General features: G+C 47.4%; 19 protein-coding genes. 2 read left to right on the top strand and 17 right to left on the bottom strand.

Annotated elements, in window-relative coordinates:
* Positions 1–68: 68 nt before the first annotated feature.
* From HNR77_RS15565 to HNR77_RS15485, 17 genes are all read right to left on the bottom strand, one after another.
* Positions 69–419 carry a hypothetical protein gene (locus HNR77_RS15565; RefSeq protein ID WP_311768633.1) on the bottom strand — a complete coding sequence of 117 codons (351 nt, stop codon included), beginning with the start codon at positions 417–419 and terminating at the stop codon, positions 69–71.
* A 55-nt stretch (positions 420–474) separates the two neighbouring features.
* Positions 475–1,341, bottom strand: a complete 867-nt coding sequence (locus HNR77_RS15560; RefSeq protein WP_260410589.1) for a phosphotransferase family protein — start codon at positions 1,339–1,341, stop codon at positions 475–477.
* A 5-nt stretch (positions 1,342–1,346) separates the two neighbouring features.
* Positions 1,347–1,841, bottom strand: a complete 495-nt coding sequence (locus HNR77_RS15555) for a DinB family protein (RefSeq protein ID WP_184185979.1) — start codon at positions 1,839–1,841, stop codon at positions 1,347–1,349.
* Between the two features lie 236 nt (positions 1,842–2,077).
* Positions 2,078–2,368, bottom strand: a complete 291-nt coding sequence (locus HNR77_RS15550) for a hypothetical protein (RefSeq protein ID WP_184185976.1) — start codon at positions 2,366–2,368, stop codon at positions 2,078–2,080.
* Entirely contained in the window at positions 2,368–2,556 is a 189-nt protein-coding gene (locus HNR77_RS15545; protein WP_184185973.1) for a hypothetical protein, read from the bottom strand. The genes HNR77_RS15550 and HNR77_RS15545 overlap by 1 nt, the downstream gene beginning before the upstream one ends.
* A gap of 18 nt (positions 2,557–2,574) precedes the next feature.
* Positions 2,575–3,099, bottom strand: coding sequence for a cysteine hydrolase family protein (locus HNR77_RS15540; protein ID WP_184185970.1), 525 nt, complete (start codon positions 3,097–3,099; stop codon positions 2,575–2,577).
* Positions 3,100–3,473: 374 nt separating this feature from the next.
* Positions 3,474–4,055 (bottom strand): metallophosphoesterase family protein, encoded by a 582-nt coding sequence (locus HNR77_RS15535; RefSeq protein ID WP_184185967.1) that lies wholly within the window; start codon positions 4,053–4,055, stop codon positions 3,474–3,476.
* Complete coding sequence (locus tag HNR77_RS15530) at positions 4,052–4,996, bottom strand: GNAT family N-acetyltransferase (RefSeq protein ID WP_184185964.1); 945 nt, start codon at positions 4,994–4,996, stop codon at positions 4,052–4,054. Before HNR77_RS15530 ends, HNR77_RS15535 begins: the two co-directional genes overlap by 4 nt.
* 12 nt (positions 4,997–5,008) lie before the next feature.
* Positions 5,009–5,626, bottom strand: a complete 618-nt coding sequence (locus HNR77_RS15525; protein ID WP_184185962.1) for a hypothetical protein — start codon at positions 5,624–5,626, stop codon at positions 5,009–5,011.
* Positions 5,627–5,685: 59 nt separating this feature from the next.
* A complete protein-coding gene (locus HNR77_RS15520; RefSeq protein ID WP_184185959.1) occupies positions 5,686–5,991 on the bottom strand; it encodes a beta clamp domain-containing protein in 306 nt (101 codons plus the stop codon).
* Positions 5,988–6,716 (bottom strand): DUF1361 domain-containing protein, encoded by a 729-nt coding sequence (locus HNR77_RS15515; RefSeq protein WP_184185956.1) that lies wholly within the window; start codon positions 6,714–6,716, stop codon positions 5,988–5,990. Before HNR77_RS15515 ends, HNR77_RS15520 begins: the two co-directional genes overlap by 4 nt.
* A gap of 23 nt (positions 6,717–6,739) precedes the next feature.
* Positions 6,740–7,168, bottom strand: coding sequence for a GNAT family N-acetyltransferase (locus tag HNR77_RS15510; RefSeq protein WP_184185953.1), 429 nt, complete (start codon positions 7,166–7,168; stop codon positions 6,740–6,742).
* Between the two features lie 13 nt (positions 7,169–7,181).
* Positions 7,182–7,649 carry a GNAT family N-acetyltransferase gene (locus tag HNR77_RS15505; RefSeq protein ID WP_184185950.1) on the bottom strand — a complete coding sequence of 156 codons (468 nt, stop codon included), beginning with the start codon at positions 7,647–7,649 and terminating at the stop codon, positions 7,182–7,184.
* 26 nt (positions 7,650–7,675) lie between these two features.
* The gene (locus HNR77_RS15500; RefSeq protein ID WP_184185947.1) at positions 7,676–8,080 is read right to left on the bottom strand and encodes a GNAT family N-acetyltransferase; all 405 of its coding nucleotides are present in this window, start codon (positions 8,078–8,080) and stop codon (positions 7,676–7,678) included.
* Positions 8,081–8,265: 185 nt separating this feature from the next.
* Positions 8,266–9,498, bottom strand: coding sequence for an amidohydrolase (locus HNR77_RS15495; protein WP_184185944.1), 1,233 nt, complete (start codon positions 9,496–9,498; stop codon positions 8,266–8,268).
* A gap of 20 nt (positions 9,499–9,518) precedes the next feature.
* Positions 9,519–10,073, bottom strand: a complete 555-nt coding sequence (locus tag HNR77_RS15490; protein WP_184185941.1) for a methylated-DNA--[protein]-cysteine S-methyltransferase — start codon at positions 10,071–10,073, stop codon at positions 9,519–9,521.
* Positions 10,074–10,159: 86 nt separating this feature from the next.
* On the bottom strand, positions 10,160–10,882 hold the full coding sequence (locus HNR77_RS15485) for a DNA alkylation repair protein (protein WP_184185938.1): 723 nt from the start codon (positions 10,880–10,882) through the stop codon (positions 10,160–10,162).
* Between the two features lie 194 nt (positions 10,883–11,076).
* Between HNR77_RS15485 and mgtE the strand changes: the two genes are divergently transcribed.
* Both mgtE and HNR77_RS15475 read left to right on the top strand, forming a co-directional pair.
* On the top strand, positions 11,077–12,447 hold the full coding sequence (gene mgtE, locus HNR77_RS15480) for a magnesium transporter (protein ID WP_184185934.1): 1,371 nt from the start codon (positions 11,077–11,079) through the stop codon (positions 12,445–12,447).
* Between the two features lie 188 nt (positions 12,448–12,635).
* On the top strand, positions 12,636–13,415 hold the full coding sequence (locus HNR77_RS15475) for a class I SAM-dependent methyltransferase (RefSeq protein ID WP_184186082.1): 780 nt from the start codon (positions 12,636–12,638) through the stop codon (positions 13,413–13,415).
* The last annotated feature ends 36 nt before the right edge of the window (positions 13,416–13,451 follow it).

Genomic DNA, 13,451 nt, shown 5'->3' with positions numbered 1-13,451 from the left:
AAAATAAACGTTTTGCCCCCTAAAATTCTACCAATTTGAGCAGCGAGCAGACGGAATAGATCTGCATGCTATACCTTCTCCACCTGCAGCAGGGTCACCTGTTTCACAGTACATGCCGGACTAATCTGCTCCTCCGAGAGAATGTTCAGCTTGATCAAGCTTTTAAGCTTATGGTTGTCTACTTTGGACAGCAGCTTCCAGATCTCTGGATCGGGCAGAGAGGCGAACAGTTTCTGATCGTCATATTCCTTGCGTTGCTGAAGCACCGTTTTCACCTTATAAGAGCCTAATTCCGTCTCGTATACTCCCTGCTGCTCACAGTACGACACGATCTCATCTCTCAATACAGATAACTGCTGTTCAATCTGCTTCTGCTGCTGCTTCAGCTCGAAATACGCCTGTACCTTCTGTTCCATCATCCATCACACTCCTCTACTATTATTGGTATGCAGAAGGTGTGAATTTAGGACAGGCTCACAGCAAGTTTGCGTGCAAATACGGGTTATGAGCAGCAATATTCAGGACCCGCCGCGTCACTTCAGCATCTCTGGGAACACCGCCACCGCGTGAAAGCAGCACCCAACGTAACCAGGCCAAGGCTTCGAAAGCCGATTCCTCATCCAACATATGATTGGAGACAGCTTGTAACGCGGTCTGATAAAAATGGCCCCACTCTTCTCCGTTGTATATCCTGATTAGAAAAACAGACCATGCAGCATCGTATCTCGGATCTCCGTACTGTCCATTGGTCCAGTCAATAATCGTATATTGTCCGTTCATCTCAACCATATTTCCCAGGTTATAATCGCCATGGATCAAATGCTCCTGTCTGATCTGTACACGCTTCGTCAGATCATGAACAATGGGATAAATATCCTCGTGTTCCGCAGCCTGAGGAAAAAAGTAGTCAACAAAGTCATATCGGGGCAAGTACGCTTCCAGTTCCTCTCGATGATCTGTAACGTTGACAGAATATTGATGAATCTCGTGTAAAGTCTGAGCCATCCGACTTAATATATGCCGACCCAGCCGGGTAACCGGGACACCATCGTAACTCATGAGTAACACTTGATTCCGATGCTGATCCATCCCCCAACCATAAGGTCTGGACACTCGAACCCCACTCTGCGCAAGAGCAGATAGTAACTCATACTGTTTACCAATATCCGGGCGTGATTCCTTGTTCCAAATCTTCAGCACGTAGAGCTGATCAGACAGCTCGACACGCATAACCTCGGCTTCTAAGCCTGGCTTCAATGGAATGAGTCGATACGCCTGTTTCATCTCCTGCCGAACTGCTTCATCCAGTTGAACCCAGTTAATACTGTCAAGCTGTATCATGATACTCACGACCTTTCGTTTCCATCAGGCCGAATCAAACCCTTGCCTATAACATTGGCTGACACAGGCTCCCTGCCCAGCTCTCTGGCCCACACCGATAACTGCCCCATATGATGAATTTCGTGTGCAATCACATGGCGCATGATTTCACCCCAAGCGTCTATATCTACACGCACATCGGCTCGGCGGTCGATGTAAGGTCTCTTTTCCATACTCGGCTCCCAGGCCAGTACAAATGATTCAACGTCCGGATGCAGTTTTCGGTCAAACTCACGAACCGCTTCAAGCGTCTGATAGTTCGCAAAGTCCTCCGCACCGTCGTGTTTGCCTTGCAGCACCTGCAGCCAGCTCCACTCCACATCAATGACATGAAAGAAAGTTCTCAGAATACTCCCGACCCCGCCTGTACGTTGACGAAGCAGTTCTTCTGGCGGCAGTTCTGCACACCACGCGTACCACTGTTCACGCACCATCCAGTTATATCGAAAAAACGTTTCCATACAGCTTCACGCTCCTAGGTTGGATTGAACTAAAGATTGTACACCATCCACTCCGATGACAGAACAACCTTCCAATCGCTGTTATCCCCAGATTTTTTTGATTCCCTTTAAATAAAGGGGAAAATCCGGTGATAAGATTATGCTTCCGAAGTAGCTTTCTTTCAGAAAGCTTTTAGGCGACCGCTCCGCTTTTTCAGGTTTTTTCTGTCCTCTCCGTTAACGTGTAGATGGATAGGTCAACTTATTTCTTTCTCAGTTAATCTCTTCTTGATATACAACACTATATGTATTCCGGTATAAATAAGCAGAATATTGACAAAGTACACCAGCAAATTAATATGCATGCCTGAAATAAACCAGATGGATGCCTCCGGGTTTGAAATATGATAGTCCGTCAGAAAACGAAGCGGGAATCCATACTCCGTTCGAAGCGGCCCGTCTTCCGTCTGCAATGTACCGGGAATGAAAAAGATAGATAGTAGAGCAAGCCATGCAGACCAATTGAATATTTTTTTATGAATCGTCATCACGTCTCCTCCTGTTCTTCCTTAATCGGACTCCCTCCATAGTATGTTCCCTCCAATTCTTTATCCAGATAATCCTTCAACGCCTGATGATAAAGCACATACCTCGAGTCCTGGTTAAAACGCCCATTCTTCGTAACGTAAATTTGTTTGCCGTTGTATTGTATCGTAACCTGAGCATTATGCTTCAATCTCAGAGCGATCCGTAATCACCTCATAGCGTCTTCTGAATTCACAACGTGAGCAAACATGCTCAGTACAGAATTATGGTGCTCAATAATCTGTGCTGCCAGAAGCACATTTGAGTCCCATGTACTGTGTGCAACTCGAATCAGCTGTACGTTATACCCCAGACTAAACGCTCTGCGACAAGTCGTGTCCACACAAATCTCCGACTGTATGCCTGCGAGAATAAGGCTAGAGATACCACAGTACTGTAATTGCTCGTGAAGATCCGTTCCGTGGAACGAGTCCGGTGTTTCTTTTTCAAAAATTAGATTGCCAGTGACCGGTGCAAAGGACGGATGAATCTCCCATCCCGATGTTTCTCGTTCCAATGGACTCCCGGGCCCTTCACTGTGCTGTATATAAACGATTTGCTGCCCTGCTTCACGAGCTGACACAATAAGCTTCTGGATGGTTACGAGCAATTGCTCACCCTGATATACCGGATCTGACTCATCAAACATAGCACTCTGCACATCGATAATGACCAATGCGGTATGACCTGACATTATATATGCCTCCTCTTCTGATATAAACACACTGAAATAAAGTTTGGTTAGTTCTTTTTCATCGCTTGTGGAATGCGGCCTGCCTCTATTCCATCAGAGGTATGGCACTGGAACCACCTCCGTAACTGATTAATTGCTTCTCTTTTTATAACGCTTTGATTTCCCTTAACTCTTCCAAAATCTCGCGCGTATGCTCACTATTTTTCGAAGTATCGATAGCTGCCTTAACTACATATTGACCTAGAATCAGCAATACAAGTACACCAATAATGACAACAAAAATGATAGTTACCTCCCCCTATTTTGAACAATATGAATGAAAAAAGGCGACCTTATACACGAGAGAAGGCGACCTTGCCAGATCGCCCTTGTCGCTAATTCATTTCTTTTTCGAGTTGATTCCCGTGGAAGGCTTTCAAAATAAAATCCCGACCAGGCACGTTCAGACGCACATACGATTGCAAATATGGTCTATTATCGTAGGGCACCGCCGTAAATCTTACATCCAGCTGATGCTTCTGAAAATCCACAATTCCGTATCTCGCCACCGCCAGGTCATTACAACCCAATGCTCCCGGATTCAGGTAGACACGCCGCGCTGTCCTGAAATAATGCAGAATATGATAGTGTCCAAAACAGATCAGATCATACGAGGTTCCTTCGTATTTTGCATCCCACTTTATTCCGGCAGGTTCCTTCTCAATTGCATCCAGCTTGTCATCAGTCATATGATAATGAGTCAAAAGCACATGCTGTCCTTCAACTTCCTCTTCGATTGCTTGGGGTAAAAGCTGTATTCGCTCGATGGAGTCCTCGCTGAGCCGCTCCGCAATCCATTCATGATGCTGCTGCATGCCTTTGTGTCCTTCCAGCGGCCTTTTCCCCTCAAGCAGATGCAGTACAGCTTGAAGTGCAGGAGCATTTCCATGAATATCGGTTAGAATAGCCGCTTTCATTCCGATTCCTCCTCGGGAATATACATCGTCTGAATCTCCTGAATCCCCTGTACAAAGCCCAGATTCACATATACGGACTCTGCTTCATTACCTTCCATCACATACAGCCGCAAAAATGGATAGTGACCCTTGAGCATCGTTAATGCTCTCTTTAACATCCGGGTAGCCAGCCCTCTTCCTCGATACGAAGGAATGACGCCGATACTGTATACCGCAGCCTGATTGTCCTGCAGACACAAGCGGCAGTTGGCAACCAACTGTCCCGTCTCCTGATCATATACAAGCGTAGAGGCCCGGGTCAGGATTTCGTTCGTATAATTAGGGTCTTCGTCTGGAGTAAAATCTTCCAGGGATTTTTTCTTTCTTCGCGTTGCTTCAAGACTGCCGCCAAAACTCTCCAGATCACACCGGGCGATCTGCTCTTCGTTGATGTACTTCAAACCGCCCGTTCCGTTTGCGATAATCTCGGGACTTTGTACAGACCATCTGTCCTCCCATTCGATCTCATAACGATCCACAGGCCGCTGCATCCAGCGGCACCTGAACTCGGCCGGCCAGAAACCGGCTCTGGCAAACCAGTCCACCTGACCCGGCAGAATCTCAAATGTCACGATACGTCTACTGCGATCAGACCATTGCATTAATTTTTGCTTCAGCAGCTTGACGACCTGATATCCTTGCTGGAATGGCGGAATCAAGAATAAATGATACATCTTGTTCGGTTCCATTCGCACACCGCCTATTTTGCTCTCATTCTGATAGATCCAGTACGCGCTGCACCTTGAGGAGTTGAACTCTTCTTCTCTGAAAAATCCAACGTAACCCATATCATAATAAATGGTGCAAAATATCCCCCACTCCTGATCATCCGCAAGCCTGAGCGAGTATTCATCTGACAGATCATATTGAAGCGTGTCTGCAGTCCACTCTGTTAAACTCATATGTCATTCCTCCTAGACCGCGTATCCAATCTCCGTAATATCCTCCTGAAGCTCATCAAGCTCCAGTTCCGCATTCAGCCCTTGCAGCAGCTCTTCATTCAGCGGCTTCATGGCAAAAACATGCCGGACCCACTGCAGCTCCAGTTCAATCTCATAATACTCCTGAGCCCAGGCATGATAATACGCTGCACCTCCAGTAAGCAACTGTAGCAAGGCATAGGCTTCATCCGCAAGCTGCTGACTCGAGGCCCACTCGTTCCGCTCCGCTTCATTCCAGATGCAGAATGTCGTCTGATCCATCATAAAAGCGGGCTCTTTCAGAAACGCTTCAAATACCTCAGGCACACCCGTCAACACGTCACCAAGCTGATCCTTATGAAGAGATGCATAGGCTTTGTCGTAACCTTTCACGATCAAACCGCGGGAATCAAACAGCGCAAAATAGTGATCTCCCTCTCCATCTCTCAGCGAGGCCATCTGCTCATTCACATCCCAATGCGCATTGTATGAGTAGTATCTATACTGCCATTCCGGCATCAAAATGGCATCCAGCATCGCTGCTGCCTTGAACATCCGCTGGCACTCTTGAATATTAGGCAGTTGCTGGATAAAACCAGAAGCTTTCCCCATGCCTTTACCTCCTGAATGTCGTTATTAATCTATCCTGCTGCTTCTTATGTGCACAAAATTCAGCCAGCTGTCCGGGCCGTCATAATTAATTGCAGTACCCCTTCCTTCTCTTGCATCTTTCGCACGATGTCGGCCAGAAGTTTGGCTTGCACCACAGCTCTGCCTGATTGCTGAATCTGAACATGCTCTGTATGCATCTCCGTCATAAAAAAAGTGGTGCCCTCTCCACCAATGATGCTGATTTGGTCTGCAGACGCCTCTACATACACACATTCAAGCACTCGAACATGCTCATTGGATGACACAAAACGGACCGTTCTGCTTAACTGCTCCAGCAAACGAACACGGTTTATAACTACTCTCATCGGGACAGCTCCTTGCTTTGGAAATTAAGCAGTGAAATAATGACATATATAAAAGCCTGCACCACAAACAGCAGTGTTACAAATTCGAGCAGGATACTGTCTTCTGCCCCTAGATCATTCACCAAATCCATGACAATCTTCCCGGGTCTGGACACGATATCCCATGAATTCCAGCGATTAAACCTCCCGATATATACACCCAGGCTGCTTAGAAGCAAGATCCCCCCGACAATTATCCAGCAGACCAATCTATGTATACATTTATGAAGAATCTGTTGAATCTGCATAATGGAACACGTCGAAAGCAGTAAACCCGTGATCGCTACACCAAACGTAAGGCTCAAACTGTACCAGAAATCCATGCTGTACCAAAATGGATTTCCTCGCTGAGCCGTAAAATATCGGAATGTATGCAGCATCTCCGTAAACAGATAGGCCGCATTGGGCAGAAAGAAAAGCCATACAAGAGCTAGTAAGCCTGTCAAAGCGATACCGTTCATACGAGGGCTGGCGGACATATGCCTGGAGACATAAGCCATGAACGATGAAATCAGGAGTGGAACCCAGGCCAGAAACATGTCCCAGCCAAGAAAAGCATACATATTGGAATCCGACTTCGCTCGCAGATATGCCGCAGTAGAAAAACAACATAATGTCATAAGCAACAGTGTAAACATCACCGCAATGAACCTTTTATTCAAGAGCCGATCGTTTTTATGTCTCATCTTGTTGGACGTATCTCCTAAAGTTATAGATATTTCTTAAATGCTTTACTGGACTCTCCATCGTACCCAAGCTTCGTGTAGAATTGATGGGCCCCGTGCCTGGAGGCACCACTGGCAAGAAGCATCTTCGAAGCGTTCAGCTGTACACACACCTGTTCAAGGTACTCCATCAATTCTGAACCGTATCCCTTGCTCCGCACCTTGTCAGAAATAACAACCCTCTCCACCACACCAAACGGTCGATTTCCTGCGAGAGCATCCAAGCAAATATGTAAATGTGCGGTACCGACTATCTGATCCTCCACTTCGTATACAAACAGAAAGCTGTGTTCGTGGCATCTGATCTCTTCAATGCGTTCAGCGAGCACTATCGTATCCGGATGATCGGGCAGTAGTTCTCTGTACAATCCTTCAATACATGCTGCATCTCTGGCTTCCGCTTCTCTGATCATGACTTGCTGCCCCCTATTCTCTTATACGGTAACTCAAAATAATATCACCGTTATCCTCTCGTTCATCTGTTTCCTGAAAACCACAATGCTTGTACAGCGTATTGGCTGCGATATTGTGAGGTACATGAGATACTCTGATCTGTTTACAGTCGCTTCGTGCTTGCAGCATGTGAATAATCTCCTGAATAGCGCTTTTTCCATAACCCCGCCCCTGATATTGCCTGTCAATCATAAAACGAAGAATCCAGTAGTACCCGTCCGTATACATCTCGTTATCAAATAAAACAAATCCGACCATGTCATCTCCCGCATAAATTCCGTAAGGTCTTGAAGTGACTTCCTTGGTCGCATGAATTAATGAATCCGCGTTGCTGGCTACCAGTGCCAGCTGATCTTCCCGTGGTTGAAGACGGATGCACTGCTCCTCATTTTCCTCTGTTATCCGTTGTAACGTTACTCGTTTCTCCATGTGATGATTCATACTCAACATTCCTCCAGTTGTAATGCCTAAATTCTTTTGACCAGTATGACTTCCAGCGGCTGAGTGTCCAGCAGGAGTGCGCCTGCATCAACATAGCCCATTTTCCGATAAAAATGCTGTGCTTGCTCATCCGACTGTGTGGAGGTCATGACGATATCAAAACCCTTTTGTTTCATTTCATTTTCCCAATGCTGTACAACCAGCCGCCCTAATCCGTGACCGCGATACGGCTCTTCCATCCAGATCATATTCATAAAGGGCATGTTATCCCAAAAATAGCCATATCTCATCCACCCGATCCTTGCTTCGCCTTCCCAGAGGATGTAGATTTCCTTCTCCTTTATCTTGGGTTCGACCAGCCCCTGATGAATATGCCGATCCTTTTCAACGATGTAGGTGTAGTCGGTCTGCAAGGCATATTCAATGTTCATGTGCGTAACTCTCCTTTATGTTGGAATCTCATCTATCATAACCCAAAATGTGGTATCTGCGTATAATTTCTTCCTCTGCTTCTGATCACTACGTTCATATCATGGCATGCAAAAAAGCCGCGGTATCCGCGGCTCACTTTTGTGCTTAATCCCAATTTATCTATTCAAGCTTTAGCTAGTTAACTTCAGAGATGCTGTTCGTTTTTTCCGCTCACCATTTGACCTTGATACCATACGGCTTCTCTTTGCGCCCGCCGTGCAACGGCTTCGGCTGCACAGCTCGCATGCACCAGCACAAAGCTCGCCGGGTCACCAGCCTTCGGCCAGACCCTCTCCCCTGCTGCATTCAGCGGTGTCATTCCGCCTGTGATCAGGGCCAGCGACTGTGACAAAGACAACTCGTCACTGTATCCATACAGCTCAGCAAATCGGCCAGCCTTCTCCAGCATATCGCCGCTGCCAAACGGTGACCAGTGATCTGTCAGACTGTCCGTTGCCAGCTTCACGTTGACACCTGCTTGCCGCAGCATCGGCAGCGGCATCATCGTCTTGCCAATCGGAACGGTTGAAGCCACACTCATGCCCAGCGATGCCATTCGACCCGCTATTTCTTCAGCCTCTTGTTGTTCTGCACTGGCAAACCAGAACGCATGACTGACCGTAACCTGACCATGAAGTCCTGCTTCTTCCGTCAGCCTGACAAGTTCAAGCAATGTCTGCTTGCCCGCTTCACCGCTGTCATGCAGATGCATATCAATCCCCGCCTGATGCTTCACTGCCAGCTCAACCATCGTATGCAGCGATCTCTCCATATTCTTATCTACAGTATAAGGATCAAGTCCCCCAACATGAGTTGCTCCTTCAGCCATAGCTTGTCCCATAAGCTCCACCGAGTTTGAGTGGTACAGCCCATGCTGCGGAAACGCAACAATCTCGGAAGATAGCCTGCCTGCATATCGATCAAGTGCCTGTCTCGTAACCTCTAACCGCCGCAGCCCGCTGACCGGTTCAATGTTGCAATGTGCCCGAACATGTGTGGAGCCATAGGATTGAATCAAAGCGAGCAGGCTTTCTGCCTGGCGTCTGGCCTCGGGCAGCAGCTTAGGCAGCAGAACCTTCTCCTCTTCCATGCGATCAAAGATACTGGAGATACGTCTGACCGCTCTCCACGGCCCATCATAGTAGGTTTTATCCAGATGAATGTGCGCTTCTTCAAACGAAGGCAGCAGAAGCAGCCCTTTGCCATCTATTTGCGGCAAATTGTCCGTCAGCTGTTCACTACCATCCAGAACGGCTGCGATCACTCCGTTTTCAATCCGAAGATGCGAGAGTCCTGTTTGTGTGCCTGTTACCTCTGTTCCTTCACGAATGTACCCTTGTTCCAAAATGACGTTTGTCAGCCAATATGTCTGTTGCATAGATCATTCACCTCTTGATATTAAAATTCAAACCTTGCATGCCCTCCAGCTTCAACGCCTTGAATCTGCTCGATATCCAGCAGCCTGCGCTTCAACTCCAGACCACCGCGAAAGCCCGTCAGCTTGCGGTTCGCGCCAATAACGCGGTGACACGGGAGCAGCAAAGGAATCGGATTCGCTCCGTTCGCTGCACCTACAGCCCGCACAGCCGAAGGCCGTCCGATCACGGCAGCGATATCGCCATAGGTACGTGTCTCACCGTATGGCACACGCCCGAGCGCTTTCCATACCTGCTGCTGAAATTCGGTACCGATCAGGTCAAACGGGATGTCCTCTGTGTAAGCTGTCCTTTCTCCTGCAAAATAGGATATCAGCCAGTCCATCATACCGGTCTGCTTTAACGCTTGCTCATTCTCCTCCAGCTCGGCGCCAGGTGCAATTTTGCCAATCCAGCCGTGCCAGTCCTCCAGCGTTTCATTCGGCATAACGATCCTGCACAGCCCCTTCTCGGTTGCAAGCAGACTCCAAGGACGACCGTCCAGCTGCATCGTGGTATACATTATCTTTTGTCGCATTCCATATTCACCCTCTCTTTAGCATTGTCTGAGTCAGAATCCCTTTTACAATAACCTGAGTCAGAACCCCTTTGCCATCATCTGAGTCAGGAGCTTGTCTGTTTTGGCGCAATTGTCTGTTTGTTCACCTTACGCTTCATGCTGCGGATCACTTGCTTGTCCTCCGGCGTTACCCGGTATGATTCCGTAATTTTCTGCAGTGCCTTGTTGTACGTAAAATCATCAAGCGTGTTGTGCCTCAAATACGGCATGGTAGCTTCAGGCTGCTTCACATAAGCGATCGAAACTGCCCAGGCCACCGCCATTTTCACATAATAGGCCTCATGTTTAATCTGATCAAGCAACGGTAACACCTGATGAATATAAGGCTGCTCCAGATAAAAGTTCAGCAGCATAACCACGCCAAAGCGGATGTCATATTCCTTCTCGGATTTCAGATAAGGCTGAATAAAGTTCCACATCGCATCCGTATGCACTTTCGTATATTTCAGTCCGGCACAGAAGCTGTCGCACACGGACCAGTTGTCAATCTTGGGAACAAAAGCCGCAATACGAGTCAGCAGCTCATCCAGCTCTGCCTGCACATGCCCGATGACCATGCCCTGCAGCATCACTTCTTCAAAATATTCGTCCTTTGCCGTATCCAGGTACGTCCGCCAGTCTCCCGCGGCGATCTGTTTGGCTATTTTGCGGACTGCGGGTAAGCGCACACCCATTACATTGGATATATTCGGGATAAGGGAAGCCGCGAATTTCTGGTATTCCGGCTCAGCCAGACTGAGCAATTGTGTTCGAATATCTCTTTCCAAGACGGACGACCTCCACATCGGTTTTATTGTAAAAGCTGTAGAACAATTATATCCTGAGCGCTTCCGTTTGTAAGCCTGTCTCGAATGTTTAAGCAAGATTACAATATCCTGTCCATTGTGGATGCAGCGTTGTTTAACACTAGCGCCTTTTCGTTTAAAAATATGAAACCCAGCATTAGAAAAGGAGTGTCGATATGAAAAGGTCACAGACGACCAAAGAGCTTTCTCTTGAGGAAATCACCTTGCAGCTTACGCAGCATGTACAATCCCGGAATCTGCCGGAATTCTATAAACTTGTGAAGGAACTGCGTCCCTATGATCTTTCACTCATCTATAAAAAGTTCCCGGAAGACGACAAAAATCGCTTTCTTCTTTTATTCAAGCCGGATACGCTGGCCGATCTGGCCGAGAACCTGAAGCTGCACGAGCAGGCTGAACTTTTTGAACGACTCGGGCCAGAACGTACACTGGAAGTCATGCAGCAGATGGATAAAAGTGACCTCATCCGCTTCATGCACGATCTGCCTGCAAAGCGCAGGGAAGAATTGCTGTCCAGCATGAACCTGGATCACTCCGCCATCATCCGGTCTGTACTCAGTTATCCGCCGGAAACGGCCGGACGAATTATGACAGACCGTTATCGTACCCTGTTCACTCACGATACAGCGAAGGAAGCACTGCGACAATCGCAGGGTACATTGCACCTCTCCGCTTCCAGCTACCTCTATGTCACCGACGATGAAGGCAAGCTGGCTGGTGTTGTCAGTTATCGTTCTCTCGCCCTGGCCGATGACAAAACCAAGGTAGAGGAATTGATGACCAGACGGGTCATCCACGCCACCGTAGATATGGACCAGGAGGAAGCAGCCCAGCTGCTGCAGCGCTACGAATTCATGGCTCTGCCCGTTGTAGATGAGAACAACCGTCTGTGCGGAATCATCCAGATGGATGATGTCATTGACATTATTATGGATGAGGCCAGTGAAGACCTCGCCAAGATGGGCGGCGGCGGCAAGGATATTGATTTTGATACCAAACCACTCGTTGCGGTCAGACGCAGGTTGCCCTGGCTTATTTTGCTGCTATTGATCGGTCTGATCTCGGGGAGCATTGTGGATTTTTTTGAGGATACATTGAATCAGGTTGTCGCGCTCGCATTTTTCATGCCCATGATTGCCGGAATGACAGGAAATACGGGAACGCAGTCGCTCGCTGTTGTGGTACGCGGACTGATTGGACGCAAGCTGGACAGAACAACGGTGCTTGCTCTGATTATACGAGAGATTAAAGTCGGCATGATGATTGGTCTGGTCTGCGGCGTGCTGATTACTGTGATCGCATATATCTGGCAAGGTGACTGGCTGCTCGGTATGATCATCGGTGTTTCCCTGTTCTTTACATTGATCATCGGCACACTGACAGGCACCTGCATTCCGCTCCTTCTCAGCCGCTTCAAGGTCGATCCTGCTGTAGCTTCCGGCCCGCTAATTACAACATTGAACGATATTTTGTCACTGTTTATCTACTTTGGTATCGCCACTCGTTTCATAGGTGCGTTGATGTAGTAGATGATCCGAGGTCAGGATCAGTTTCTTCTGTTCTCTCCGTTAACGTGTAATTGAATAGTTCACGACTTATATCGTTGGGACGGGTATAAGCTTGAACCTCTTGACCATAAAGAAAAATATGGTATCGTTAAAATATATCATAAAACGAAACTTAGTTTCACACAATGAAACAAGAGGTGGTTATTGTGCCAATCGATTTTCACGATCAACGCAACAGAATGACGTATACGACCAGAACTGCGGATGCATCTTGGCTCTCTTTGATTGAGGAGCATGCAGGCATAGCTGGTAAAGAAATTGTTGATATCGGCTGCGGCGGGGGCATTTATACCCAAGCTTTAGCAAATTCAGGAGCGAAGCATGTCACTGGAATAGATTTTTCGGAAGAGATGTTAAAAGGTGCTGCCAAGCATTGTGAGAATTTGAGCAATGTCACATTCAGACAAGGCAATGCCTACAGCTCGGGACTTCCAGACAATACATTCGATATCGTCCTGGAAAGAGCGCTCATTCATCATCTGCAAGATTTAGACAGCTGTTTTCAAGAAGCTAAGCGTATCCTGAAAAGAGATGGTGTATTCATCATTCAAGACAGAACACCAGAAGATTGTTTATTGCCAGGGGATGAACATCATATTAGGGGTTACTTCTTCGAAAAGTATCCTGAATTGATTGACATGGAACGCTCCCGTCGGCACGAAGCCCATGAAGTCCAAAGATCGCTTGATTCCAATGGATTCGTGATCGTTAAAACAGTGCAGCTTTGGGAAACCAGGTGTGTTCATCAGGACCTGGCTGCATTAAATATAGATCTGGCGCAGCGGACCGGACGCTCGATTCTTCATGAATTAACAGACCATGAGCTTGGCGAGCTGATTGTGTTTATTAACAGCAAACTTAAAAACAATACAGCTCCGATTATTGAAAAAGATTCATGGACATTATGGATTGCCGTTCCAAAATAAAGTCAAAAAGGGCTTGGCGTTTGCCAAGCCTTTTCG

This window comes from Paenibacillus sp. JGP012 (genome assembly GCF_014203995.1).
GTDB classification, from domain to species: domain Bacteria; phylum Bacillota; class Bacilli; order Paenibacillales; family Paenibacillaceae; genus Paenibacillus; species Paenibacillus silvae.
Note: the sequence above shows the minus strand (reverse complement) of the source record. Positions and strands in the feature narration are given on the sequence as shown.

What these genes read in the sequence shown, in the direction of transcription:
- HNR77_RS15520 (WP_184185959.1), bottom strand. Translation starts at nt 5,991, where the DNA reads ATGAGAGTAGTTATAAACCGTGTTCGTTTGCTGGAGCAGTTAAGCAGA.
- HNR77_RS15535 (WP_184185967.1), bottom strand. Translation starts at nt 4,055, where the DNA reads ATGAAAGCGGCTATTCTAACCGATATTCATGGAAATGCTCCTGCACTT.
- HNR77_RS15495 (WP_184185944.1), bottom strand. Translation starts at nt 9,498, where the DNA reads ATGCAACAGACATATTGGCTGACAAACGTCATTTTGGAACAAGGGTAC.
- HNR77_RS15490 (WP_184185941.1), bottom strand. Translation starts at nt 10,073, where the DNA reads ATGCGACAAAAGATAATGTATACCACGATGCAGCTGGACGGTCGTCCT.
- HNR77_RS15565 (WP_311768633.1), bottom strand. Translation starts at nt 419, where the DNA reads ATGATGGAACAGAAGGTACAGGCGTATTTCGAGCTGAAGCAGCAGCAG.
- mgtE (WP_184185934.1), top strand. Translation starts at nt 11,077, where the DNA reads ATGAAAAGGTCACAGACGACCAAAGAGCTTTCTCTTGAGGAAATCACC.
- HNR77_RS15550 (WP_184185976.1), bottom strand. Translation starts at nt 2,368, where the DNA reads ATGACGATTCATAAAAAAATATTCAATTGGTCTGCATGGCTTGCTCTA.
- HNR77_RS15515 (WP_184185956.1), bottom strand. Translation starts at nt 6,716, where the DNA reads ATGAGACATAAAAACGATCGGCTCTTGAATAAAAGGTTCATTGCGGTG.
- HNR77_RS15530 (WP_184185964.1), bottom strand. Translation starts at nt 4,996, where the DNA reads ATGAGTTTAACAGAGTGGACTGCAGACACGCTTCAATATGATCTGTCA.
- HNR77_RS15555 (WP_184185979.1), bottom strand. Translation starts at nt 1,841, where the DNA reads ATGGAAACGTTTTTTCGATATAACTGGATGGTGCGTGAACAGTGGTAC.
- HNR77_RS15560 (WP_260410589.1), bottom strand. Translation starts at nt 1,341, where the DNA reads ATGATACAGCTTGACAGTATTAACTGGGTTCAACTGGATGAAGCAGTT.
- HNR77_RS15500 (WP_184185947.1), bottom strand. Translation starts at nt 8,080, where the DNA reads ATGAACATTGAATATGCCTTGCAGACCGACTACACCTACATCGTTGAA.
- HNR77_RS15525 (WP_184185962.1), bottom strand. Translation starts at nt 5,626, where the DNA reads ATGGGGAAAGCTTCTGGTTTTATCCAGCAACTGCCTAATATTCAAGAG.
- HNR77_RS15510 (WP_184185953.1), bottom strand. Translation starts at nt 7,168, where the DNA reads ATGATCAGAGAAGCGGAAGCCAGAGATGCAGCATGTATTGAAGGATTG.
- HNR77_RS15505 (WP_184185950.1), bottom strand. Translation starts at nt 7,649, where the DNA reads ATGAATCATCACATGGAGAAACGAGTAACGTTACAACGGATAACAGAG.
- HNR77_RS15540 (WP_184185970.1), bottom strand. Translation starts at nt 3,099, where the DNA reads ATGTCAGGTCATACCGCATTGGTCATTATCGATGTGCAGAGTGCTATG.